Source organism: Tabrizicola sp. T46 (assembly GCF_057219895.1).
In genome coordinates, this window is the sequence record NZ_JBXVVV010000001.1 from 575,759 (window position 1) to 600,388 (window position 24,630).

Below are 24,630 nucleotides of genomic sequence, written 5' to 3' on the forward strand. Positions count from 1 at the left end.
TCCGGTACGCGGCAACCCAAAGGCGCCGCCGACAGCATCTGCGCATCCACAGCCTGCGACCGGCGGCATGGTAGCGCTCGCATCCGCAGCCCTGCAGGCACGGACACCACAGTCCCGTCGAAAAGCGATGAACTTGCGGTTCGCAAGGCTTGAAATGCTTGACCTCCGACCCAAAATCGCCCGAAACCCGCCGCGACGCGATAACAATCGAAGTCAAGCCGCCACGACGAGGAAGCCGCCTGAATGTCCCTTGCCCTGATTGCGGCTCTTCCCTTCCTTGGCGCGCTTCTTCCCGGCCTGATGATCCGCGCCGGACGCGACGCCTGCGCTGCCGTCACCGGCTCGGTCACCCTTCTCGCGCTGATCCTTCTTGGCCTGAACGCCCCCGCCGTCCTTTCGGGCGAGGTCGTGCAGACCCGCATCGAATGGCTGCCCGCGCTTGGCCTCAACGCGAACTTCTTCCTTGACGGGCTTGGCCTTCTCTTCGCCGGGCTGATCCTCGGGATCGGCCTTCTGATCATCCTCTACGCCCGCTTCTACCTGGCGAAAGAGGACCCGATGGGGCAGTTCTACACCTACCTCATGCTCTTTCAGGGCGCGATGGTGGGGATCGTCCTTTCCGACAACATCCTGCTCCTCCTGATCTTTTGGGAGCTGACGTCCCTCTCCTCCTTCCTCCTCATCGGCTACTGGAAGCACCTTCCGGAAGGGCGGCAGGGCGCGCGGATGGCGCTGGCCGTGACCGGCGGCGGGGGCCTTTGCCTGATCGCCGGGATGCTGATCCTGGGCGGGATCGTCGGCAGTTACGACCTGACCGTGATCCTTGAAAACAAGGAGGTCATCCAGGCCTCGGACTGGTATCTTCCCGCGCTGATCCTGATCCTCCTTGGTGCCTTCACCAAGTCGGCGCAGTTCCCGTTCCACTTCTGGCTGCCGCATGCGATGGCGGCCCCCACGCCAGTCTCGGCCTATCTCCACTCGGCCACCATGGTAAAGGCGGGCCTTTTCCTCATGGCGCGGCTCTGGCCGGTGCTGGCGGGGACGCCGGAATGGTTCTGGATCGTGTCCTCCACGGGCCTGATCACCATGGTGATGGCCGCCAAGATCGCTTTCTACAAGGACGACCTGAAGGCGCTTCTGGCCTTCTCTACCGTCAGCCACCTTGGCCTCATCACCATGCTCCTCGGCTACGGCACCAAGGCCGCCGCTACGGTTGCCGTTTTCCACATCATCAACCACGCGACCTTCAAGGCCGCTCTCTTCATGTCCGCCGGGATCGTGGATCACGAGGCGCATACCCGCGACCTCCGCCGCCTCGGGGGCCTCCGCCACCTGATGCCCATCACCTTCGGTATCGTCCTTCTCGCCTCGCTCTCCATGGCCGGGATCTTCCCGCTGAACGGCTTCCTCTCGAAGGAGCTGATGCTGGAAGAGGCCGCCCATACCGAATGGCTCACCCCCTGGGCGATGGGCGTCCTTGCCACCATCGGCGCGCTCTTTTCGGTCGCCTATTCCTTCCGCTTCCTCGCCCATGGCTTCTTCGGCCCGGCGCGCGACGACTATCCCCACAAACCCCATGACCCCGGCCCCGGCCTCTGGGGCGCACCGGCCTTCCTTGCCCTCCTCGTCGTCCTGATCGGCCTTTTCCCGATGACCATGGCCGCCTGGCTGGTCGACGCGGCCGCCGGCGCCGTCACCGGCGAGCCGGTCGCCGTCAAGATCTATCACTGGCACGGGCTTGAGGCCGCGGCCCTCTGGATGTCCCTCATCGCCGTGGGCGGCGGCCTGATGATGATGGGCGCCTACCCCCGCCTCCGCGCGCTCTGGGACGCAAGCCCCCGCCCCGAGGCGAAGCGCATCTTCGACGCCGTGATCGAACCCCTCGCCGCCCTTGCCCGTGCCCTGACCGGCCTTGTCCACAACGGCAGTTTCGCCCGCGCCGTCACCGCCGCTGTCCTTGCCATCGCCGGCGTCTCTCTCTGGGCGTTCCTCGGCGGCAGCCACGCTACCGGCATCCGCGCCCTCCTGCCCGTGGATGCCATCACCCTGACCGTCTGGGCCATCATGGTGATCGCCACACTTGCGACCCCGTTCCTCCACCACACCCGCATCTTGGCCCTCATCCTGACCGGCGTCGTCGGCCTTCTCATCGCCCCGCTCTTCGCCCTCTTCTCGGCCCCCGACCTTGCCCTGACCCAGATCTCGGTCGAGGTGGTGACGATTCTCCTCATGCTCCTCGCACTGAACTTCCTGCCGAAATCCACCCCCGCCGAAAGCGGCACCCCTCGCCGCCTCCTGGACGCCGGCATCGCCGCCGTCGCGGGCCTTGGCATCGGCGGACTGGCCTATGCGATGCTCACCCGCCAGCCCGCCTTCGAACCGATCTCGCATTTCCACCTCGCCCAGTCGAAACCGGGGGCGGGAGGAACCAACGCGGTGAACACCATCATCGTCGACTTCCGCGGCTATGATACCTTCGGCGAGATCATCGTCCTCGGCATCGCCGCCCTCATCATCTTCGCCCTCTCGGAAACGCTCCTGCGCAGCCCCGCCGTCACCCGCCGCCTCGCCACCCTGCCGCGCGACCGCGAGGATGGTGAGCGTCACCCGATGATGCTGGTCGTCGCAACCCGCCTCCTCCTCCCCATGGCAATGATGGTCGGCGTCTACTTCTACCTCCGCGGCCACAACATGCCCGGCGGCGGCTTTGTTGCCGGCCTGATCTTCGCCATCGCCTACCTGATGCAGTACATGGCCTCGGGCTACGAATGGTCTCAAGTACGCCAGCGCTATGACCACCACATCCTGATCGGCTGGGGCGTCCTTGTCGCCGCCCTGACCGGCGTCGGCGCCTGGCTCGTGGGCCTTCCCTTCCTCACCTCGGGCTTCGAATACGTGAACCTCTGGCCCCTCGAGGAGTTCGAACTCGCCACCGCCGCCCTCTTCGACCTTGGCGTGTTCCTCTGCGTCCTTGGCGCGGTGCTTCTGGCCCTCGCCTCGCTCTCGCGCCTTGCCCTGCGCAGTGGCGAGGGCGTGAACACCCGCGCCTTCGATGTCGACCCAACCGGGGGGGCCCGCTGATGGAAGCCCTCATCGCCAGCGCCATCGGCGTCCTGACCTTCACCGGCATCTACCTGATGCTCCGCCGGCGGACCTTTCCGGTGATCCTCGGGCTGACCTTCCTCAGCTATGCGGTGAACATCTTCCTCTTCGCCTCCGGCCGGCTGGTGGTGAACGCCGCCCCGATCATCGGACAGTCCGAAACCTATGCCGATCCCCTGCCCCAGGCGCTGGTCCTGACGGCCATCGTCATCTCCTTCGGGATGACGGCCGTCCTGATGATCCTTGCCATCGGGGGGAACCTTGTCGTCGGCCATGACCGCGTCGACGTGACGGATCAGGACGAACGCGAAGAAGACGGCACCCCGGGGGGCACCCCATGATGAGCCATTGGATCATCGCCCCCGTCGTCCTGCCCGCCCTTGTCGCGGGCCTCATGGTCATCGCCATGCGCGGTGACCTGGTCCTGCAGCGCGTCGCCTCGGTCGCATCCATCGTCGCCCTGAACGCCATTGCCGCCGCCCTCCTCTGGGCGGCGACCACCCATGGGGCCGAGGCCTATTTCCTCGGCGACTGGCCTGCCCCCTTCGGCATCGTGCTGGTGCTCGACCATCTTTCGGCGATGATGGTCGCCCTCCTTTCGGCCCTCGCGCTGGTCGTCGTCCTTTATTCCATCGGTTCTGGCTGGGACCGGAAGGGCGCGCATTTCCACCCGCTTCTCCAGTTCCTCCTGATGGGGATCGGCGGGGCCTTCCTGACCGGCGACGCCTTCAACCTCTTCGTCTTCTTCGAGGTCCTCCTCATCGCCTCCTACGGCCTCATGGTCCATGCCGGCGGCGGCACCCGCACCCGGTCCGGCATCCAGTATGTCGCCTTCAACCTCATTGGCTCGTCGCTTTTCCTCTTCGCGCTGGCACTGGTCTACGGGGTCACCGGAACGCTCAACATGGCCGACCTTGCCGTGAAACTGCCGACCCTGCCCGAAGGCGACTTCGCCCTGATCCGCGTCGCCGGGGTGATGCTGATCATGGTCTTCGCGATCAAGGGCGCGCTTGTGCCGCTCCAGTTCTGGCTGCCCGGCACCTATGCGAACTCCCCCGGCGTCGTCGCCGCCATGTTCGCGGTGATGACCAAGATCGGCGCCTATGCCACCCTGCGCTTCGGCACCCTCGTCTTCCCGCCAGAGCTTGCCGCCACCGGGGACATGCTTGTCACGCTCCTCCTGCCTGCGGGCCTCATCACCCTCGCCCTTGGCGCTGTCGGGGTCCTCGGCGCCACCACGCTTCCCCGCCTCGCGGCCTTCGGCGGCATCGCCTCGATGGGGACCGCCTTCGTCGCCATCTCTGCCTTCACGCCGGAAACGACGGTCGCCGCGCTCTACTACATCCTCCACTCTACCCTCGCGACCGCCGCGATGTTCCTTGTCGCCGACCTCGTCACCCGCCGCCGCGCCCATGCCCGGCTGGATCAGGTGACGGAGCCGCTCGCCCAGTCGGGCCTCATCGCGTCGCTCTACCTCGCCGCTGCCGTGGCCATGGCCGGGATGCCGCCCCTCTCGGGCTTCATCGGCAAGCTCCTGATCCTCGACGCCTTCCGCGATCAGGTCGCGCTGATCTGGACCGTGATCCTCGTCTCCAGCTTCTTAATGATCCTCGGCTTCGCCCGCGCCGGCTCAACCCTTTTCTGGAAGCCCGCCGCCAGCGAGACGCCCGCCGCCGACCATCCCCCCGAAGGCCTCGCCTTCACCGCGACCATCGCCCTTCTGGCCGGACTGGTGCTGCTGACCGTCCTTGCCGGCCCGGTGACCGACTGGCTTTCCGGGACGGCGGCCGAGCTTGATGCGCCCACCGGCTACATCGACGCCAACCGGCTGGGCGAGGAGGGGTAAGCCATGCTCAAGCGCCTCTTCCCGCATCCCTACCTCACGCTCACCCTGATCGTCCTCTGGTTCCTCCTCGTGAACCAGTGGAAGCTCGGCAGCCTTGTCATGGCGGTCTTTCTCGGCACGGTGATCCCGCACCTCACCTCGGCCTGGTGGCCGGATCGCGCCCGCATCAAGCGCCCCTTCGCGCTCGCATCCTACGCGGCCCTCGTCCTCTGGGACGTGATCGTCGCCAACTTCCAGGTCGCGCGCATCGTCCTCTTCATGCCGCGGGACAAGATCCAGTCGAACTGGGTCACCGTGCCCCTCGACCTTCGGTCGCCCGAGGCGATCACCCTTCTCGCCGGGACCATCACCATGACCCCCGGCACGCTGACCGCCGACATGTCGGCCTGTGGGCGGGCGCTCCTGATCCATTCGCTCCACGCCCCGGACCCCGCTTCCGTCCGCGACGACATCAAGGCCCGTTACGAGACCCGGCTGAAAAGGATTTTCGAATGATCCTCTCCTACGCCCTCCTCTTCATGCTCGTCTGCATCGCGCTGGCGCTGGTCCTGAACCTCTGGCGTCTCTTCACCGCCCCCACCGTGACCGACCGCGTCCTGACGCTCGACACGATGACGGTGAACGCGCTTGCCCTCGTCATCCTCTACGGCATCTGGGGCGGCAGCCACCTTTACCTCGAGGCTGCGGTTCTGCTGGCACTGACGAGCTTTGTCGGCACCGTCGCCTACTGCCGCTTCCTCCTGCGGGGGAGCATCATCGAATGACCCTTCTGATCGAACTCGCCCTCGCGGCCCTTCTGGTCGGCGGCGGCATCTTTGCCCTCGTCGGCAGCTACGGCCTTCTGCGCCTGCCCCAGCCGATGCAGCGCCTGCACGCTCCGACCAAGGCGACCACCATCGGCGTCGGCGCGGCTCTCGTCGTCTCGGCCTTTTCGGGCATTCCGCAGTCCGGCAGCATCAGCTGGCAGGAACTCCTGATCACCCTCTTCCTCCTCCTCACCGCCCCGATCTCGGCCCTCTTCCTCGCCAAGACCCTGATCCTGCGGCATGAGGACCCCAAGACCCTGCCCGACACCGGCACCGGCCGCCCATGGTCGACCCTCGCCGAGGACCAGTCATCCTCCCCCACCCCGTCCCGGCACTGACTGGAGACCTGCCGTAACGACCCGGGACCCAGGATCAGGTCCGGGCTGGGCTCCACCTTCCGGCCCGGCAGAAGATTTCCTGACCATCCGGTCAAAAATCCTGACCTCCGCCCCTTGCCCGACCCGCCCCCGCGTGGCATCGTCCGGGAACCCGACCCCGGGCGGAGGCCCCTGATGAACACCCTCACATCTCCCACGGAAGTCCTCCTTCCCCAGGTGACCCATGCCCGCAACCCCGGCATGGCGCTCGACCTCGACTGGGTCGCCAGCGTTCAGGCCAACACCTCCGCCATCGAACGCCGCGCAGCGACGCTGCCGGGGCGGCGGTCAGTAAAGAAAGAGTATCAGGCCGCCTGGCTTCTGAAGGCCGTCAGCCTGATAGACCTCACGACCCTCAGCGGCGACGATACCGAAGGCCGCGTCCAGCGCCTCTGCGCCAAGGCCCGCCAGCCCGTCGCGCCGTGGATGCTGGAGAAACTCGGGATGCCCGGCCTCACCACCGGCGCCGTCTGCGTCTACCACGACATGGTCGCCCCCGCCGTCCGCGCGCTGGAAGGCACGTCGATCCCCGTCGCCGCCGTATCCACCGGCTTCCCCGCGGGCCTCTCCCCCTACAAGCTCCGCATCGCCGAAATCGGCGAAAGCGTCCGCGCCGGGGCGAAGGAGATCGACATCGTCATCTCGCGCCGCCACGTCCTCACGCAAAACTGGCAGGCCCTCTACGACGAGATGCGCGACATGCGCGAGGCCTGCGGCGACGCCCACGTCAAGGCGATCCTCGCTACGGGTGAGTTGGGGACGCTGAGAAACGTCGCCCGCGCCAGCCTCGTCTGCATGATGGCCGGTGCCGATTTCATCAAAACCTCCACCGGGAAAGAGGCCGTCAACGCCACCCTGCCCGTCTCCCTCACCATGATCCGCGCCATCCGCGATTACGAGGCGCGGACCGGCTTCAAGGTCGGCTACAAACCCGCCGGCGGCATCGCCAAGGCGAAGGACGCGCTCGTCTACCTCACGCTGATGAAGGACGAACTCGGCCACCCCTGGCTCCAACCCGACCTCTTCCGCTTCGGCGCCTCCTCCCTCCTCGGCGACATCGAACGCCAGCTCGAACACCACCTGACCGGCCACTACTCCGCCGGCTTCCGCCACGCGATGGGCTGATGCGCCCGGACCCAACCCTCCTCGTGCGACTTCGTCTTCTCGTCGGTGCGCCTGCGAGGAGTGCCGAAGGCATCGACGAGCCCCGCCCGACACATCGAGGGACCCCATGACCATCAAGGAAATCTTCGACAGCATGGCCTACGGCCCCGCCCCCGAAAGCGCCACCGAGGCCCTCGCCTGGATCGCCAAGCACAACGGCAGCTTCGGCCACTACATCGACGGCCAGTTCACCGCGCCGGGCGAGACCTTCACCACGTCGAACCCCGCCACGGGCAAACCCCTCGCGGAAGTCACCCAAGGCACCGCCGAGGACGTGGCCCGCGCCGTCGCCGCCGCCCGCCGCGCGCAACCGAAATGGGCCGCCCTCCCGGCCTTCCGGCGCGCCGAATACCTCTACGCCCTCGCCCGCCTCGTCCAGAAACACTCGCGCCTCTTCGCCACGCTCGAAACCCTCGACAACGGCAAGCCGATCCGCGAGTCCCGCGACATCGACATCCCCCTCGTCGCCCGCCATTTCTCCTACCACGCCGGCCTCGCCCAGCTCCTCCCCTCCGAACACCCCGACCTCCAACCCCTCGGCGTCGCGGGGGCCGTCATCCCCTGGAACTTCCCTCTCCTCATGCTCGCCTGGAAGGTCGCCCCGGCGCTGGCCGCCGGGAACACGATAGTCCTCAAACCCGCCGAATACACCTCGCTCACCGCCCTCCTCTTCGCCGACATCAGCCGCGAGGCGGGCCTCCCCAAAGGCGTCCTCAACATCGTCACCGGCGACGGCACCACCGGCGCTGCCCTCGTGGACGCCCCCGTGGACAAGATCGCCTTCACCGGCTCCACCTCCGTCGGCAAGCGCATCCGCGAGGCGACCGCGGGCACCGGCAAGTCCCTCACCCTCGAACTCGGCGGCAAATCCCCCTACATCGTCTTCGACGACGCCGATCTCGACTCCGCCATCGAGGGCCTCGTCGACGCCATCTGGTTCAACCAGGGTCAGGTCTGCTGCGCCGGCTCCCGCCTCCTCGTCCAGGAAGGCGTCGCCCCCCGCTTCTACGACAAGCTGAAACGCCGGATGGACGGCCTTCGCATCGGCGACCCTCTCGACAAGGCCATCGACATCGGCGCCATCGTCGACCCCATCCAGCTCAAAACCATCACCGACCTCGTCGCCTCCAACCCCGAAGGCGACCACTACCAGGCCCCCTGCCCGCTGCCCGCACAGGGGAGCTTCTACCCCCCCACCCTCATCACCGGCCTCGGCACCGCCTCACCGCTGATGCAAGAGGAAATCTTCGGCCCCGTCCTCGTCGGCATGACCTTCCGCACGCCCGAGGAGGCCGTGGCGCTGGCCAACAACACCCGTTACGGCCTTGCCGCGACCGTCTGGACAGAGAACATCAACCTCGCCCTCGACGTGGCCCCGAAGCTGAAAGCCGGGGTCGTCTGGATCAACGCCACAAATCTCTTCGACGCCGCCGCAGGCTTTGGCGGCGTCCGCGAAAGCGGCTTCGGCCGCGAAGGCGGGTGGGAGGGCCTGATGGCCTATCTCAAACCCGCCGCCAAACCCGTCGCCCTGAAACCCGCCGCACCCATCCCGGCCCCCACCGAGCCGCAAGTCGAAGCCCTCGACCGCACCGCCAAGATGTACATCGGCGGCAAGCAGGCCCGGCCCGATAGCGGCTACTCGCAACCCGTCTACGGGCCGAAAGGCAAACTCCTCGGCCATGTCGGCATCGGCAACCGCAAGGACATCCGCAACGCGGTCGAGGCCGCCCATGCCGCCAAAGGCTGGGCCAAGACCACGGCCTACAACCGCGCGCAGGTCCTCTACTTCATCGCCGAAAACCTCTCCGCCCGCGCGTCAGAGTTCGCCAACCGCCTCCAGGACCTCACCGGCAAACCAGGGCAGGCCGAGGTTGACGCGAGCATCCAGCGCCTCTTCACCTACGCCGCCTGGGCCGACAAATACGACGGTGCCGCCAAATCCGTCCCCATCCGCGGCATCGCGCTTGCGATGAATGAACCCGTCGGCGTGATCGGAGCGCTTCTCCCCGACGAATGCCCCCTCCTCGGCCTTGTCTCCGTCATGGCCCCCGCCATCGCGATGGGCAACACCTGCGTCCTCGTCCCCGGAACCGCCCCCCTCTCCGCCACCGACTTCTACCAGGTCCTCGACACCTCCGACGTGCTAGCCGGGGTCGTGAACATCGTCACCGGCCCGGCTCAGGACCTCGCCAAATCCCTCGCCGGCCACATGGACGTCGACGCAGTCTGGAGCTTCTCGTCCCAGAACCTCTCAGCCCTCATCGAGCGCGAGGCGGCGGGAAACCTGAAACGCACCTGGGTCAACCACGGGAAGGCGCGGAGCTGGTTTGGGGCAGAGGGCGAGGGGCGCAAGTTCCTGTCCCACGCGACAGAGGTCAAGACGGTCTGGGTCCCGTATGGCGAGTGAAGACCGACTCAGCCCCCATCCGCGCCAAGACACAAACAACGCAGTCTGTCATTGATAGCTATCAATTCGTGAATCTGTTTCCTCCTGTAGGGTGATTCCACGCGCAGAACTGCGCGAAAATTGCGCAATGGAGGAAAAAGATGGCTAACTCGAAAAAGATACTGTCCGCGCTTGCTCTGGCTGCATGGGCTTCGTCCCCGGTACTGGCGGAGGTTCAGTTCACACCGGTTGATGTCATGAGCGTCACCTGCGGCGACTTCATGGCCATGGAAACACCGGAAAAGAATGATGTGTCCTACCACATCGAAAGGTGGATCCACGACGCCAACAACGCCGCCGAGGCCCAGAAGCTGATCGCGAAATATCCCCCCCGCACCGAGCCGTCAAAGCTCACGATCGAGATTGAAGGCCACTGCAAGGATGGCGCTGCAGGCGATGGCGTTATCGCCCGGCTGATCGAGCACACCTGATCCCAGGTTGCGGCAAGGCGGGACCGGAGGCGTCCCCAGTTCGGTCCCCAACTGCAGCAGGCGCGCGGAGGCTATGGCCTTCGCGCGCCACGACTTTTTCGCTCAGATGCGCCTGCTTTCCCACTGGGAGTGACCCGTAGGTCGGGGCTTGCCCCGACTCCCGTAGGGTGCGCATTCATTGCGCACCCCCGCACCCCGTAGGCTGGTCAAACTGCCCACACGCCCCTGCCCCTCCTGTCAGATTTGCCCAAAGCAAATCTGACAGTTCTCGGCGACGACACGATTCGCCCCCAAGGTTAACGCCCCACCACCCATACGCGCGTAGAGACAAAAGGAAGACACAAGGAAGACGCCCAAAAGACCCCGACCCGAGCTCAAATCCCCCGGATTAACCCAGCGTTCCCAACCCCTTACCTGGAGTCCCTTGGCGAGCCCTCAGGCCCGCCCCGCCGCAGCACTCAGCGTCAAGGGATCAATCCCCATCCCCCGCAGCGCCGCCGACCATTTCACCCGGTCATCAGCGCCGAACACCAACCCCTCCGGCGCGGGTGAGGTCAGCCAGTCGTTCCGCGCGATCTCGGCCTCAAGCTGCCCCGGACCCCAGCCGGAATATCCCAACGCCAGCAAGGCCTTGTCCGGCCCCTCGCCCTGCGCCAGCGCCTCAAGGATATCGGTCGTCGCGGTCATCCCGAAGCCCCCCGGCACCGCCATCGTGCCCCGGCCAACCTGCCAGTCCGGCGAGTGCAGGACAAATCCCCGCCCCCGCTCCACCGGCCCGCCAAGGTGCACGCGTATGTCGCGGCCGTCGGGCGCGCGGGGGATCTTCAGATGCTCCAGAAGGCCGGAAAAACTCAAGTCTTCCAATGGCTTGTTGACGATCAACCCCATCGATCCCTCACCCGAATGGGCGCAGACCAGGATCACGCTGCGGTCAAAGCGCGGGTCGGCCATTCCGGGCATGGCGATCAGGATCTGTCCGGCAAGCTCCATGAACCCAGCATGCCCGGCGACGCCCCCCGCCTCAAGCGGGAAAGCATGGCGGAAAGGTCACGCTCACGGCACTTCGCTGCAACGTGATTTCCTTCCCCGGCCCCGGTCCCTATCTTCACCCCATGCTCTTGCGCCTTTCCCTTCTTGCCAGCCTCGCCGCCTCCGGTCCCGCCCTTGCCACGACGCAGGAGGATGTCCTGTCCGCGTCCCTCAAGGCGGGTTGGCAGACGTCGGACGGGTCGCATATGGCGGCGGTCGACCTGACGCTGGCGCCGGGGTGGAAGACCTATTGGCGCAGCCCCGGTGACGCCGGCATCCCGCCTCGCTTCGACTGGTCGGGATCGCAAAACGTGGCCTCTGTCCGCATCCATTGGCCGGCGCCTTCGGTCTTTGATTCCAATGGGATGCAGACCATCGGCTACCATGACCGCCTGCTTCTGCCGATCGAGGTTCAGCCCATCGACCCCACGCAGCCGGTGACGCTGTCGCTCAAGATGGACCTTGGCGTCTGCGACGACATCTGCCTGCCCGCGTCAGTCGCGCTCCGGTCCGACCTCGTGGCACCGGGCGCGCCGGATGCCGAGATCAAGGCAGCCCTTTCCGCCCGCGCCGCCACCGCGCGCGAAGGGGGCGTCACCTTCGTCGCCTGCCAGGTGGAGCCGATTTCCGATGGCCTGCGGCTGACCGCCCGGATGAAGCTGCCCGATCCCGGCACCGCCGAGGTCGTCGCGGTCGAGACTGCAGACCCCCAGGTCTGGGTGGCCGAGCCTGTCGCAAAACGGATGGCGGGCGAGCTTGTCGCGGTCACCGACCTTGTCCCCCCCAGCGGCGCACCCTTTGCGCTTGACCGGTCCGGCCTGACGCTGACGATCCTCGCGCAAGGGGCGGCCATCGAGGTCCGGGGCTGCCCCGCGCCCTAACGGCCCGCCGAACGGACGCTGACGGCGGTCGCCAGCACCGCCAGCAACCAAAGAACCAGACCCGCCGCAACGAAAGCCGCCACCGCGACCAATCCGGGCGAGGTCAGCGCAAGATCCGGGGCAAGCGCGGCCATCCAGTCCGGCAGGGTCCCGGTCACCGCCATCCGGAACGGCAGCAGCAGCGCCACCAGCAGCGTCCCGGCCACGGCAAGGCCAAGGATCGTCCGGACCCCCTTCGGACCGCGCCTCACACCGCGGCGAAGCGAGGCGAAAGCGCGCGAGATATCGTGCTGTACGACCATGATCGCCGGCACCACCAGAAGGACCAGCACCATCCCGAAGCCCAAACCGAAGACCAGGGTTATCACCGTGGGCTTCAGGAACTCGGCCTGGGAACTCCCCTCATAAAGCAGCGGTGCAAGGCCAAGGACAGTGGTCAACGTGGTCAGAAGGACCGGGCGGAACCGGTCGGAAACCGCATCGACTATGGCTGCGTGAAGCCCGCGCTTCTGGGCATATTCATCCGCCGTGCTGACCAGCACGATGGAATCGTTCACGATGATCCCGGCCATGCCGATCAGTCCGACGATCGAGAAAACCGACATCGGCATATCCCACACCCAATGGCCCCAGATCGCCCCGATCAGGCCGAAGGGAATGACCGACATGACCACCAGCGGGCGCGTCCAATGCGCGAAGATCCAGGCCAGCGTCAGGTAGATGCCCAGAAGGCAAAGCCCCAGCGCCACAACTGCCCCGCCCAGGAACTCGCGTTCATCCGCGGCCTGGCCGGAGAGGCGGAAGCCAAGCCCGTAGTCTTCCGAAATCTGCGGCAGGATCTCTTCGACCAGCGCGCGCTGCACCTCGGCCGCGCGGGCAGGGTCATCCTCGGCAAGGTCGCCGCTTATGGTCACCGTCCGCAACCCGTTCTCCCGGGCGATGGTGGAAAAACCTGCGCGGCTTTCGACCGTCACGATGTCGGCCAGCGGCACATAGGCCCCGGTTTCGCTACGGACGAGGCTCCGCTCCAGGAAATCGGCGGTCAGTTCGGCCTCGGGCAGTTCCACCCGGATCGAGGCCTGGCGCGGGCCATCGGGATAGGTCGCGGCCTCGATCCCGCCCAGCCGGTCGCGCAGGGCCCGGCCCAGAGCCGCGGCGTCAAGGCCAAGGCTTTCGCCTTGCGGCGTCAGCGACAGGATCAGCTCTTCCTTGTCATAGGCAAGGCTGTCTTCCAGCCCCGAAACCTCGGGGTATCCGGCAAGGGCCGCCTTCAGCGCCTCGGCAGCGGCCTTCAGCGTCTCGGCCTCGCCCCCGAAAAGATCGACCGACAGCGACGCGCCACCGGGGCCGAAGAAGGCATTGCGGAAGCTGATCTCTTCCAGAAGCGGATTGGGCACCACCTCTTCCTCCAGCGCCGCAACGAAGGCGGACGTGGGATAAGGCCGCAGGTCCGGACTGATCAACTCCATCGAGATCGACCCGACAAGGTCCGGACCCTTGCTTTCCGCGCTGGCGAGGCTGCGCCCCGCGCCGCCGCCGATCTCGGCAAGGATGAAGGTCGCGGGGTTCAGCCCATGCTCGGCCTCGAAACGGGCCGTGACCACATCGGCCGCCCGCTGCAATTCGCGCATCATGGCCAGCGTGTCCTCGCGGTCCGCACCGGGCAGCATCGCGAAGGACCCGGTGACCGAGGCCTGCTCGGGCGGGCTGAAGAAACGGAACTGCACATCGCCGCGCAGGAAAAGCGAGGCTTGCCATGCCAGGGCCAGCACGGCTGCGGCCAACACCGGGTAGCGGGCGAACAGGACAAAGCGCATCACCGGACGGATCACGGCCCGGCGGAACCAGTCCAGGCCCCGGTTCACCTGGCGCGACGGCCAGTCGTACCAGCGGTCCTCGTTCCGTGCCGTCAGCGCGCCCTTCAGATGGTTCGGCAGGATCAGGAAGCACTCGATCAGGGACGCCGCCAGAACCAGCGCGACCGTGATCGGGATCGCCGCGATCAGCTCGCCGAACCCGCCGCCGATGACGAGAAGCCCCAGGAAGGCGACGATCGTGGTTATGGTCGATGCCAGCACGGGTGCGGCCATGCGGATCGCCCCGTTCTCGGCGGCAAGGGCGGGCGGCTCGCCCAGGGTCCGGGCCCGGAAATCGGCATGTTCGCCGACCACGATCGCGTCGTCGACCACGACCCCCAGCATGATGATCAGCGCGAAAAGCGAGATCATGTTCAGCGTCATCCCAAGGCCCCACATCGCTGCAAGGGCGAAGATCATGGCAATGGGAATGCCGGCCGCGACCCAGAAGGCGATGCGGGCATTGAGGAAGAGAAACAGCAGGACCAGCACCAGCCCAAGCCCGGTCAGGCCGTTGTCCAGAAGCAGCGCCAGCCGGTCGCCGATCTGTTCGGCCCGGGTGCGGACAAGCTCGATCGTGACGCCGGGCGGCAGGCTTGCCTGCACCTCGGCGGCGACGCGGGCAACCGTGGCCTGCATCCGGATGGCGTCCCCGTCATCGGCGCGGTCGACCCGGATGGTCATGGCGGGGTTGTCGCCGACAAAGGCCGCGCGCACCGAATTTGCCTCGTTCGCCCGGATCGTGGCGATGTCGCCCACCGTCAGCGTGGTCCCGTCCGCTTCGGCCCGAAGGACGATGGCGGCGATCCGCTCGACCGTTCGCGTCTCGGTCCCGCTCCGCAGCCGCGAGGTTCCGCCAAGCTCACCCGCCGGGGCGGCGCGGGTGGCGGCCCCGATCGCCTCGGCCACCTCGGCCATGGTCAGGTCGTGGCGCATCAGCATCGCCGATGACACTTCGACCACCGTCTCGGGATCGGCCATCCCGGTGATCGTCGCCCGGCTGATGCCTTCCGAGAACAGCCGCAAGGTGAACTCGTCGGCAAAGCGGGCCAGCTGGTCCACGCCCACCGGGCCGGTGATCACCACATCCGTCACCCGGTCGCGCCAGGCGAAGGCGGTCACGACAGGCTCTTCCGCCCCTTCCGGCAGCGTCGTCAGAGCATCGACCGCAGCCTGCACATCGGTCTCGGCCACCACGATATCGTGGTTCGCCTCGAACGAGACCTCGAAGACCGCCCGGCCCTCGCTTGCGCGCGAGCCCACCCAGTTCACACCGTCCACGGCCAGAAGCGCGGGTTCCACCAGCTGCACGATGGCGCGGTCCACCTCGTCGGGACCGGCCCCTTCCCAGGTGACGGTGACATCGACTTCGTTCAGGACAACGTCGGGGAAATACTGCGCCCGCATGTTGGTCGCGGCGGCAAGGCCCAGGGCCAGCATCAGCACCATCAGCAGGTTGGCCAGCGTCCGGTGCCGCGCGAAGATGCGGATCAGCTCCATCTCAGCCGTCTGCCGGCTGGTCAGCCACGGCGGCCGCAGCGGGCCGGATCGGGCGGATGCGGATGCCTTCGCCCAGGAAAGCCGAGCGTTCCGCCACGATCTCGCGCCCCGCAAGCGGGCCGACGGCGATGATAACGTCGTCCCCCTGCCGGCCCAGGACCTCGACCGGCTGTTCCTCCAGCCGGTCCTCGGCCCCGAGTGCCAGGACCGTCCCCTGCCGCCCCAGCGCCGTGGCCGGGATCAGCGCCGCGCCGGTCAGAAGCGCACCCTCGACCGTCACCTCGACAAAGTCGCCGGGCTTCAGAAGCCCGGTCTCTGCCGCGCCGGGCTCCAGCACGGCAAAGATCAGCCGGCCGGTCTGCCCCTCGCCCACGGCAGCACCCACCCGGTCCAGCTGTCCCGGCAGGGGCGTGGCCCCGCTCAGCCCCGGCAATGACACGCTGACCGGCAGCGGGCGCAGGTCGCCCGCCTCGTCCAGAAGCCGTGCATACTGGCTGGTCGAAAGCCGGATCGCGACTTCCAGCGAGGTCGGGTCGATGATCCGCCCCAGTTCCTCATTCGCCGTGACGACGGCACCGGGGACGATCGACACACCCTCGATCCGCCCGCCGATCCCGGCGTGAAGAACCATGTCCGCAAGCTTCCGCTCTGCCTCGGCAAGGGCGACGCGGGCGCGGGTCAGGGCCGCCGCCGTCTGGTCCACCCGTTCCCGCGCCTGCGCCAGCGCCTGCTTGCGGGACAGCTCTGCCTGCTTGGAGGCCGAGACCTCCAGCTCCGCCGTCTCCACCGCTTGGGGCGAGCCCACGCCTTGCGCGTCGATGTCGACCTGCCGCTCCAGGGCCTGCTGGCGCAGCGCGGTCTGCGCCTCGGCGACGGCAAGGTCTTCCTCGGCCAGAGCCACGGCAGCCACCGCGGCGGCGGCGGCTCCCTCGGCCTCGGTCAGGTCGGCCCGGGCAAGGTCCAGCGCATCCCGGGCCGGGACCGGATCGAGTTCCAAAAGACGGTCGCCGGGGGCGACAATGCCGCCATCGCGGAACTCTTCGGCCACCCAGATCACCGTCCCAGCCTCGGACAACTGCAGGTCCAGCGTCCGGCGCGCCTCGACCCTGCCATAAGCAGTATACTGCGGCGTGATCTCGGACGGCGTCAGCGTCAGCAGGTTCGCCGCAACCACCCGCTCTTCCGTCGGACGGGCAGGACCCGCCGGGGCCAGGCTTTCCCGGACCGCCGAGCCGACGACCATCGCCGCCGCGCCCAGAAGGGCCAGCGTGACGACCAGAAGCAGAAGCCCCGTCAGACTGCGTGCAAGAAACCGCATGGCCACCTCCGGACCGAGCCTAGCTCATCCCGGCCCGCGCGCCAGTCGGCAGGGCACCCGCCTACGCAGATGTTACGCGCCACAGGCTATTTCCGTCGCAGGTGTTCTTCGAGCCGCGGCATGATCTCGACAAAGTTGCACGGCCGGTGGCGGCTGTCGAACTGGAAGGCCAGGATTTCGTCCCAGGCGTCACGGCAGGCGCCAGGGCTGCCGGGCAGGGCGAAAAGATAGGTCCCCCCGGCCACGCCGCCGCAGGCCCGGCTTTGCACGGCCGAGGTGCCGATCTTCTGCATCGAGACGATGGTGAACACCGTTCCGAAGGCCTCGATCTCCTTCTCGTAGACGTCCCGGTGCGCCTCGACCGTCACGTCGCGCCCGGTCAGGCCCGTGCCGCCCGTGGTCAGGATCACATCGACCTCCGGGTCGGCGATCCATTCCCGCAGGCGGGCGGCGATGACCGCGCGATCATCCGGCACGATCCCCCGCGCCGCCAGCACATGCCCCGCCGCCGTCAGCCGCTCGACCAGCGTATCGCCGGAACGGTCCGTGTCCGGCGTCCGGGTGTCGCTGACGGTCAGCACCGCGATGCGGACCGGGTGGAAGGGCAGGGTGTCGTCGATCCTGGACATGGGAAGGCATCGCCCTTTCAGATATCGCCCCGATCTTTCGTCGAAAAATCGAAGCCCCGGTTCATCCCCGCAGCTTTGCCTGCAGGCCCAGCAAGTCCGCCCAAGCCTCGCGCTTGGCCGCCGGATTGCGCAAGAGATACGCCGGATGCGTCATCGGCAACAGGGGCTTGCCCAGCGCCTGCATCCACGTCCCCCGCGCCCGCAGGATGCCCCGGCCCCCGGTCAGCGCGAAAAGCGGTGTGTTGCCCATCACCACGATCACCTCGGGGTCCGCAAGCGCGATGTGGCGCTCGACGAACGGCTGCATCATGGCAATCTCCGCCGGCTCCGGGTCGCGGTTGCCGGGGGGGCGCCACGGCATGACGTTGGTGATGTAAAGCGCCTGCGCCGGGTCTGGCGAGGTCCGCGAAAGCCCGATGGCGGCGAACATCCGGTCCAGCAGCTGCCCGGCGCGGCCGACGAAGGGCCGCCCCTCGCGGTCCTCCTCTGCCCCTGGAGCCTCGCCAAGGACCAGCACGCGGGCGGCCGGGTTGCCATCGGCAAAAACGAGGTTTCGCGCGCCCTTCTTCAGCTCGCAGAGGTCAAACCCGGCAAGGGCGGCCTGCAGGTCGGGCAGCGTTTGCGCCTGCCCCGCCAGCGCCTTCGCGACCGCAACCGGATCGGCAGCAGCCGCTGCCGGAACCTCGGCCGGACGAGGCGCGGCCGCAGGTCTGGCCGGTTCCGCCGCAAGGTCATAGCGGTTGACCGGGCCGTCCCCGATCACCTCGTCCACCCCGGCATCGACCTGCCAGCCCAGCGCGGCAAGGGCGGCGTGCCAGTCCTCGGCAATATCGGCGGCGATTCCCATGACGGGAAAGGTAAGCCCGGACCACGCCCGCGACCAGAGCCTTCCGCCCGGCGCGCCATGCCGATTCGCCATACGTGGTTAGGGGACCGTCGCGCCTCCGGGCGTAGAGACGGAAGGAAGACAGAAGGAAGACACTTTCAAGACAGCGGGAACCGACCGGCCTCGCCGCCTTAATGCAGCGTTCCCAAGGGCTTGGTCCCCATCACGCCACCCCGCCCCGAATGCAGCTCACGGACAGCCTTCACCCTTCCTTAACCGACCCCGACGCTTGCCCCGTCCCCCGCGCTTTGCCATAGAGGGGGAAATCGAAGGGGACCCGCCCATGGCCTTCCGCGCCCGCCACCTTCTGGGGATCGAACAGCTTTCACCGCTGGAGATCACCACGGTCCTCGACCTTGCCGAACGCTATGTCGACCTCAACCGCCGGACGGTGAAGCAGTCCGACGTGCTGGCGGGGATGACGCAGATCAACCTTTTCTTCGAGAATTCAACAAGAACGCAGTCCAGCTTCGAACTCGCCGGCAAGCGCCTTGGGGCCGATGTGATGAACATGTCGGTCGCGAATTCCTCGGTGAAGAAGGGGGAAACCCTGATCGACACCGCGATGACGCTGAACGCGATGCACCCGGACCTTCTGGTTGTGCGGCATGGGTCCTCCGGCGCGGTCAACCTTCTGGCGCAGAAGGTGGATTGCGCCGTCCTGAACGCCGGCGACGGGCGGCACGAACACCCCACGCAGGCGCTTCTCGATGCCCTCACCATCCGCCGCGCCAAGGGCCGTCTGCAACGCCTGACCATCGCCATCTGCGGCGACATCGCCCATTCCCGCGTCGCCCGCAGCAACCTGATTCTCTTGGGAAAAATGGAGAACCGCCTGCGCCTGATCGCCCCGCCCACGCTGATGCCTTCGGGCGTCGAGGACTTCGGGTGCGAGCTCTTCGACGACATGTCCGAGGGCCTGAAGGGTGCCGACGTGGTGATGATGCTGCGCCTGCAGAAGGAACGGATGGACGGCGGCTTCATCCCGTCGGAACGCGAATACTACCACCGCTACGGGCTGGACGCCGAGAAGCTGGCCTACGCCGCCCCGGATGCCATCGTCATGCACCCGGGGCCCATGAACCGGGGGGTGGAGATCGACGGGGATCTCGCCGACGACATCAACCGCAGCGTGATCCAGGACCAGGTGGAGATGGGCGTCGCCGTCCGCATGGCCTGCATGGACCTCCTCGCCCGGAACCTCCGGGCCGAACGGGGGCGGAAGATCGTGGGGATGATGGCGTGAGCGACGGCCTGCCGCCATACGTTTCGGACGCACTGGACAAGGATGAGAAGCTTGTCTGCTACATCCCCAGGCCAGATCCTACTGCTTGCAAACGTATCATCCTCGCTATGGCCCCGGCTTTCGTAAGCTTTCTTGTCTTGGTTCCCTTCGCTTTCGATAATCGGACGCTGCAGTCCCTTTCTGGAGCCAGCGGAGTTGCCGCATTTATCTTTGCGATCCGGCTCTGTGGGACCAGCTATGCCATCTCGGCAAGGCGGCTCATTCGATTTGTCGGTGAAAAGAAAATCGAGGAAGCGGGGCTTGCCGGAATTGCTCGACCGGTCCTGCTCGATTTTGCGGCAAGTGGTTCGTTCGTCTGGAGGTGGATGGCACGTTCCATGTCCCTTGGACCAGTAGTGGAAGCCCGACGCCTCAAGCCTGAGCCGTGGACCATTGCCGCGTTTTTCACCAGCCGCGACCTGTCACGGATGAGGATCGGGTATCCCGGACATAGCCTTCCTTCCGCGAAGATCTTCGAAGACCTCACGCGGGCATGGGAAGAAGCTCAATCCGCGCCGAAGGCCACACCATGACCCCCGACCCCGACCGCAAGCCCACGAAGTCCGAGGCCCGCATGGGCGGCATCGTCGCGACCGTCGTGTTAATCTTTCTTGCACTCTTCACCACCATCTTCGTCTGGATCGCCTGATGGCCCGCATCGAACCCGACAGCGTTATGGGTCACCCGGCCGACCTTCAGCCGGGCGAGAAGGTCGTCACGGAATTCCGCCCCGACCGTCAGGTCTACTGGCGCGCGCATCTGATCATGGCGGTGCTCCTCGGGATCGGCGCGGGGCTGGTGCTCATGTGGCTGCAGAATCCGTTTCCCGTGATGGGGCCGGTCGGTGCGGTCATGGCGATTGCCGCCCGCGCGGCCTTCGTCCAGTCCGAGGCGATGGCCGAGGTCTGGCGACTGACCGACCGCCGCCTTCTCGGCCCCGGCGGGCGGTCGGTGACGCTGGCGCAGCTGCTGGTCGCCCGGCCCTTCCTGGGCGCGGTGCAGGTCACGACCACGACCGGCGACCGGCATCTGATGAAATATCTCCCGGACCCCGCAGCCGTCGCCTACCTTCTGATCACCGCCTCCGGACGGAAGCCCCGGAATGGTGCGCGATGACCGATCTTCGCGAACCGCCAGAGCCGGTGCCAGAGGGCTGGGAGGGTATCCTCGACCCCGGCGAGCAGATCCTCTGGCAGGGCAAACCCACGCCCCGTCCCGGCCCTGTGGCCCGCAAGGGCCGCGACCGGATCATGCCCTTCGTGATCATCGCCTTCTCGATCTTCTGGATCGCCCAGGCCATGCAGGCCGGGGGTGTCATCTGGCTCTTTGGCCTGATCTTCCTCTACATCGGTTTCCGCGAGCTGCGACGCCAACCAAGGCAGCGGCAGGACCCTTTGTCCGGCACCTTCTACACCCTGACCGATCGCCGCGCCTTCATCGCGACCGATATCGCCGGCAAACGTGACCTCAGAAGCTATCCGATCGGCAAGGACACCGTCGTCGAGCTGGTCGATGGCGTGCCGGGGTCGGTGTATTTCACGACCGACAGCGGCTTTCGGGTCGGGTTTGAACTGGTCGAGGATGCACGATCGGTCTATGCCCGGATCAGGGAAATCCAGGGCCAGACATGACGACGCTTCACTTCACCAACGCCCGCCTGATCGACCCCGAGGCCGGAACCGATGCGACCGGCAGTCTGACGGTGAAGGCCGGCGTGATCCTTGCGCGCGACGGTACGGCGCCGAAAGGCGCGACGGTCATCGACTGCGGCGGCAAGTGCCTGGCACCGGGGATAGTCGACCTTGGCGTCAAGATCGGCGAACCGGGTGAGCGGCACCGTGAAAGCTTCGGCTCGGCCGGGGCGGCGGCGGCGGCGGGGGGCGTGACCACGATCATCGCCCGGCCCGACACCCTGCCCGCCATCGACACGCCCGAGACGCTGGAATTCGTCACCCGCCGGGCAAGCGAAAGCCCGGTCCGCATCCGCCACATGGCCGCGCTGACCAAGGGCCGCGCGGGGGCCGAGATGACCGAGATCGGCTTTCTGCGCGATGCCGGGGCGATTGCGTTTACCGATGTCTTCCACGTTTCGACCGAGGCCAAGGCAATCACCCGCGCCATGGCCTATGCGAAATCGCTGGGTGCCTTAGTCGTGGGCCACCCGCAGGACCCCGGACTCTCTGCCGGGGCTGCGGCGACCAGCGGAAAGTTCGCCAGCCTGCGCGGGATTCCAGCGGTTTCGCCGATGGCAGAGCGGATGGGGCTGGAGCGCGACCTTGCCCTGGTCGAGATGACGGGGGTCCGCTACCACGCCGACCAGATCACCACGGCCAAGGCGCTGCCTGCGCTGGCCCGGGCCAAGGCCGCCGGGCTGGATGTCACGGCGGGGACCTCGATCCATCACCTGACGCTGAACGAATTCGACGTCGGCGACTACCGCACCTTCTTCAAGCTGACCCCGCCACTTCGGTCGGAACAGGACCGGCTGGCCATCGTGGCCGCAGTGGCCGAAGGGACGATCGACATCATCAGCTCCATGCACACCCCGGCGGATGAGGAATCGAAGCGCCTGCCCTTCGAAGAGGCCGCCCCGGGAGCGGTGGCGCTGGAAACCTTCCTTCCCGCCGCGATGCGCCTCTACCACGCCGGGCACCTCAGCCTGCCCGCCCTGTTCCGCGCCATGGCGCTGAACCCGGCCAGCCGCCTTGGCCTGCCGCAGGGGCGCCTGACGGCGGGCGCGCCGGCGGACCTTGTCCTTTTCGACCCCGACGCGCCCTTCCTGATGGACCGCTTCAAGCTCCGGTCCAAGTCCAAGAACACCCCGTTTGACGGCGCCCGGATGGAGGGTAAGGTGCTTGCCACCTTCGTCGCCGGGACGCAGGTCTTCCAAGCGGACGCCTGATACATGCCTGAAATCACCACCGATCCGATGCTTCTGGCAGTAACGGCCCTCTTGGCCTACCTCCTCGGCTCGATCCCCTTCGGCCTTGTCATAACCCGGGCCATGGGCCTTGGGGACCTGCGGCAGATCGGGTCGGGCAACATCGGTGCGACGAATGTCCTTCGGACCGGCAACAAGGGCGCGGCGCTGGCGACGCTGATCCTGGACGCGGCCAAGGGCGGGATCGCGGTGCTGATCGCACGCTGGCTTCTGGGCGAGGATGCGGCACAGCTGGCCGGTCTTTTTGCGTTCCTCGGGCATCTTTTTCCGGTCTGGCTGCGATTCCGGGGCGGAAAGGGCGTGGCGACCTTCCTTGGCATCCTGATCGCCTTGTCGTGGCCTGTTGGTCTTGCGGCCTGTGCCACATGGCTGGTTACGGCCCTTGTGCTTCGCATTTCGTCGGTTGCCGCGCTGGCCAGCGCGGCAACAAGTTCGCTTTGGCTGGTGCTTCTGAACGAGGGACGGATGCTGTTCCTGGTCGTCATCCTGACCATCCTTGTCTACATCCGGCATGCCGGGAACCTGAAGCGGATCAAGGCCGGGACCGAGCCGAGGATCGGCGAGAAGAAACCTGCCGATACGGGAAATGCCCCTTGATGCCGCTCCGGCGGGCGATTGGCCCTAGAGAGAAGCGGCTGCGTAAAGCGGCGTGAGGTCGTGACGCCAGGGTCCGTTATAGAGATCAAGCCAGCGGTCCGCCTGCACCTTGCCGGACTTCACACCTTCCACCAGAGGCGACAGGAGCCTCTCTTCGCCAAGGCCCCTTGCCGCGAGGCCCGCATGTGACAGCCCGACCGCCGCGCGGGCGAGGTCGTGAAGCCGGACGCCCCCCGCCTCACCCTGCAGGGCCGAGACCGAGGCCGCGACCCGCAGCCCTTCGCGGGTTTCGGCGTCCAGACCCTTCACAAGGTCCCATGCCGCATCAAGCGCGGTCTGGTCGTACATGAGCCCGACCCAGAAGGCCGGGAGGGCGGCGATATGCGCCTGATCCCCGCAATCGGCCCCGCGCATCTCGATGAACTTCTTCGCCCGCGCCTCGGGGAAAACGGTGGTCATGTGGTCGGCCCAGTCGGAGAGCGTGGGCTTTTCACCGGGAAGGGCCGGAAGCTGGCCTTTCAGGAAATCACGGAAGCTTTGGCCGAGGGCGTTGATGTACTTGCCGTCGCGGTAGACGAAGTACATGGGCACGTCGAGCACCCAGTCGACGTAGGCCTGAAATCCCATCCCCTCGTCGAAGGCGAAGGGGAGCATGCCGGTCCTGCTGTCATCCAGCCCACGCCAGATCCGGCTGCGCCAGCTGCGGTGACCATTGGGCTTGCCCTCGAAGAAGGGCGAGGAGGCGAAGAGCGCGGTGGCGACGGGCTGGAGGGCGAGGGCGACCCGCAGCTTCTTCACGAAGTCGGCCTCGGAGGCGTAGTCAAGGTTCACCTGCACCGTCGCGGTGCGGTACATCATCTGCGTGCCATGGGTGCCGACGCGGCCCATATAATCGGTCATCAGCCGGTAGCGGCCCTTGGGCATGACCGGCATCTGATCATGCGTCCATTCCGGCGGGGCGCCGATCCCCATGAAGCGGACGCCCATCGGGTCGGCGATCGTGCGGACCTCGTCGAGGTGGGTCTGCAGTTCGGCCGCCACATCGAGGGCGCTGGCGAGGGGCGCGCCCGAAAGCTCGAACTGGCCACCGGGTTCAAGGCTGATGTTGGCTCCGTCGCGGGTGAGACCGATGACGTTCTCGCCCTCGCGGAGGGGTTGCCAGCCGTAGCGGGCGGCAAGGCCATCGAAGATGGCCGAGATCGAGCGGGGGCCGGCGTAGGGAAGCGGCAGGCGGCTGTCGGTCAGCCAGCCGAATTTCTCATGCTCGGCCCCGATCCGCCAGCGGTCCTTCGGCTTGCAGCCGGCCTCCATATAGGCGGCGAGCTGGTCGAAGCTTTCGATGGGTCCGCCGCCGGACTGAGGGATCGACATGAAAAGCAGGCTCCGGGGCTGGCGGGTCTTGGCCGACCTTTCGGGGTCGGGCGCCAAGACGTGTCTTGGGGCGCGGTTGAAGTCAAGGGGGGCGGGGAGTGACCACAGCGGTCAAACTTTTAAAGTCTTTATATATCAAATACTTGAAGTTTCTGATTCATCGTT

At 66.9% G+C, this 24,630-nt stretch carries 22 protein-coding genes; 16 read left to right on the forward strand and 6 right to left on the reverse strand.

All coding sequences use genetic code 11. The features are described 5' to 3' along the window. The first annotated feature begins 243 nt into the window (after positions 1-243). From AC2D9V_RS02955 to AC2D9V_RS02995, 9 genes are all read left to right on the forward strand, one after another. Complete coding sequence (locus tag AC2D9V_RS02955) at positions 244-3,081, forward strand: monovalent cation/H+ antiporter subunit A (protein ID WP_484712542.1); 2,838 nt, start codon at positions 244-246, stop codon at positions 3,079-3,081. Further along, complete coding sequence (locus AC2D9V_RS02960) at positions 3,081-3,443, forward strand: Na+/H+ antiporter subunit C (RefSeq protein ID WP_484712543.1); 363 nt, start codon at positions 3,081-3,083, stop codon at positions 3,441-3,443. The genes AC2D9V_RS02955 and AC2D9V_RS02960 overlap by 1 nt, the downstream gene beginning before the upstream one ends. Beyond that, positions 3,443-4,948 carry a monovalent cation/H+ antiporter subunit D gene (locus tag AC2D9V_RS02965; RefSeq protein ID WP_484713393.1) on the forward strand — a complete coding sequence of 502 codons (1,506 nt, stop codon included), beginning with the start codon at positions 3,443-3,445 and terminating at the stop codon, positions 4,946-4,948. The genes AC2D9V_RS02960 and AC2D9V_RS02965 overlap by 1 nt, the downstream gene beginning before the upstream one ends. A 3-nt stretch (positions 4,949-4,951) precedes the next feature. Continuing rightward, the gene (locus AC2D9V_RS02970) at positions 4,952-5,443 is read left to right on the forward strand and encodes a Na+/H+ antiporter subunit E (protein WP_484712544.1); all 492 of its coding nucleotides are present in this window, start codon (positions 4,952-4,954) and stop codon (positions 5,441-5,443) included. Beyond that, entirely contained in the window at positions 5,440-5,712 is a 273-nt protein-coding gene (locus AC2D9V_RS02975) for a K+/H+ antiporter subunit F (RefSeq protein WP_484712545.1), read from the forward strand. Before AC2D9V_RS02970 ends, AC2D9V_RS02975 begins: the two co-directional genes overlap by 4 nt. Beyond that, on the forward strand, positions 5,709-6,092 hold the full coding sequence (locus AC2D9V_RS02980; protein ID WP_484712546.1) for a cation:proton antiporter: 384 nt from the start codon (positions 5,709-5,711) through the stop codon (positions 6,090-6,092). Before AC2D9V_RS02975 ends, AC2D9V_RS02980 begins: the two co-directional genes overlap by 4 nt. A 174-nt stretch (positions 6,093-6,266) precedes the next feature. Then, positions 6,267-7,256, forward strand: a complete 990-nt coding sequence (deoC, locus tag AC2D9V_RS02985; protein WP_484712547.1) for a deoxyribose-phosphate aldolase — start codon at positions 6,267-6,269, stop codon at positions 7,254-7,256. A gap of 106 nt (positions 7,257-7,362) precedes the next feature. After that, positions 7,363-9,702, forward strand: a complete 2,340-nt coding sequence (locus AC2D9V_RS02990) for an aldehyde dehydrogenase family protein (protein ID WP_484712548.1) — start codon at positions 7,363-7,365, stop codon at positions 9,700-9,702. Between the two features lie 140 nt (positions 9,703-9,842). Further along, on the forward strand, positions 9,843-10,172 hold the full coding sequence (locus AC2D9V_RS02995; RefSeq protein ID WP_484712549.1) for an HdeA/HdeB family chaperone: 330 nt from the start codon (positions 9,843-9,845) through the stop codon (positions 10,170-10,172). Between the two features lie 435 nt (positions 10,173-10,607). Here AC2D9V_RS02995 and AC2D9V_RS03000 read toward each other — a convergent pair whose 3' ends face one another. Continuing rightward, positions 10,608-11,162 carry a YqgE/AlgH family protein gene (locus tag AC2D9V_RS03000; protein ID WP_484712550.1) on the reverse strand — a complete coding sequence of 185 codons (555 nt, stop codon included), beginning with the start codon at positions 11,160-11,162 and terminating at the stop codon, positions 10,608-10,610. A gap of 122 nt (positions 11,163-11,284) precedes the next feature. On the opposite strand from AC2D9V_RS03000, the gene AC2D9V_RS03005 reads away from it, so the two are divergent. Next, a complete protein-coding gene (locus tag AC2D9V_RS03005; protein ID WP_484712551.1) occupies positions 11,285-12,082 on the forward strand; it encodes a protein-disulfide reductase DsbD domain-containing protein in 798 nt (265 codons plus the stop codon). Here AC2D9V_RS03005 and AC2D9V_RS03010 read toward each other — a convergent pair. From AC2D9V_RS03010 to AC2D9V_RS03025, 4 genes are all read right to left on the reverse strand, one after another. Then, positions 12,079-15,438 (reverse strand): efflux RND transporter permease subunit, encoded by a 3,360-nt coding sequence (locus AC2D9V_RS03010; protein WP_484712552.1) that lies wholly within the window; start codon positions 15,436-15,438, stop codon positions 12,079-12,081. The two genes, AC2D9V_RS03005 and AC2D9V_RS03010, sit on opposite strands and share 4 nt — an antisense overlap. Before the next feature lies 1 nt (position 15,439). Beyond that, positions 15,440-16,756: an efflux RND transporter periplasmic adaptor subunit gene (locus AC2D9V_RS03015; protein WP_484712553.1), complete on the reverse strand. Its 1,317-nt coding sequence runs from the start codon at positions 16,754-16,756 to the stop codon at positions 15,440-15,442. Positions 16,757-16,842: 86 nt separating this feature from the next. Next, positions 16,843-17,385, reverse strand: a complete 543-nt coding sequence (moaB, locus tag AC2D9V_RS03020) for a molybdenum cofactor biosynthesis protein B (RefSeq protein ID WP_484712554.1) — start codon at positions 17,383-17,385, stop codon at positions 16,843-16,845. A 61-nt stretch (positions 17,386-17,446) separates the two neighbouring features. Continuing rightward, the gene (locus tag AC2D9V_RS03025) at positions 17,447-18,232 is read right to left on the reverse strand and encodes a uracil-DNA glycosylase (protein WP_484712555.1); all 786 of its coding nucleotides are present in this window, start codon (positions 18,230-18,232) and stop codon (positions 17,447-17,449) included. Positions 18,233-18,554: 322 nt separating this feature from the next. Between AC2D9V_RS03025 and AC2D9V_RS03030 the strand changes: the two genes are divergently transcribed. The 6 genes from AC2D9V_RS03030 (at position 18,555) to plsY (ending at position 23,094) form a co-directional block, all read left to right on the forward strand. Then, on the forward strand, positions 18,555-19,517 hold the full coding sequence (locus tag AC2D9V_RS03030; RefSeq protein ID WP_484712556.1) for an aspartate carbamoyltransferase catalytic subunit: 963 nt from the start codon (positions 18,555-18,557) through the stop codon (positions 19,515-19,517). Continuing rightward, the gene (locus AC2D9V_RS03035) at positions 19,514-20,089 is read left to right on the forward strand and encodes a hypothetical protein (RefSeq protein ID WP_484712557.1); all 576 of its coding nucleotides are present in this window, start codon (positions 19,514-19,516) and stop codon (positions 20,087-20,089) included. Before AC2D9V_RS03030 ends, AC2D9V_RS03035 begins: the two co-directional genes overlap by 4 nt. Positions 20,090-20,204: 115 nt before the next feature. Next, positions 20,205-20,672, forward strand: coding sequence for a hypothetical protein (locus AC2D9V_RS03040; RefSeq protein ID WP_484712558.1), 468 nt, complete (start codon positions 20,205-20,207; stop codon positions 20,670-20,672). Continuing rightward, a complete protein-coding gene (locus AC2D9V_RS03045; RefSeq protein ID WP_484712559.1) occupies positions 20,669-21,187 on the forward strand; it encodes a hypothetical protein in 519 nt (172 codons plus the stop codon). The genes AC2D9V_RS03040 and AC2D9V_RS03045 overlap by 4 nt, the downstream gene beginning before the upstream one ends. Continuing rightward, on the forward strand, positions 21,184-22,458 hold the full coding sequence (gene pyrC, locus AC2D9V_RS03050; protein WP_484712560.1) for a dihydroorotase: 1,275 nt from the start codon (positions 21,184-21,186) through the stop codon (positions 22,456-22,458). Before AC2D9V_RS03045 ends, pyrC begins: the two co-directional genes overlap by 4 nt. Positions 22,459-22,461: 3 nt before the next feature. Continuing rightward, a complete protein-coding gene (gene plsY / locus AC2D9V_RS03055; RefSeq protein WP_484712561.1) occupies positions 22,462-23,094 on the forward strand; it encodes a glycerol-3-phosphate 1-O-acyltransferase PlsY in 633 nt (210 codons plus the stop codon). A 24-nt stretch (positions 23,095-23,118) separates the two neighbouring features. Here plsY and AC2D9V_RS03060 read toward each other — a convergent pair whose 3' ends face one another. Then, positions 23,119-24,465 (reverse strand): glutamate--cysteine ligase, encoded by a 1,347-nt coding sequence (locus tag AC2D9V_RS03060; protein ID WP_484712562.1) that lies wholly within the window; start codon positions 24,463-24,465, stop codon positions 23,119-23,121. Positions 24,466-24,630 lie beyond the last annotated feature (165 nt).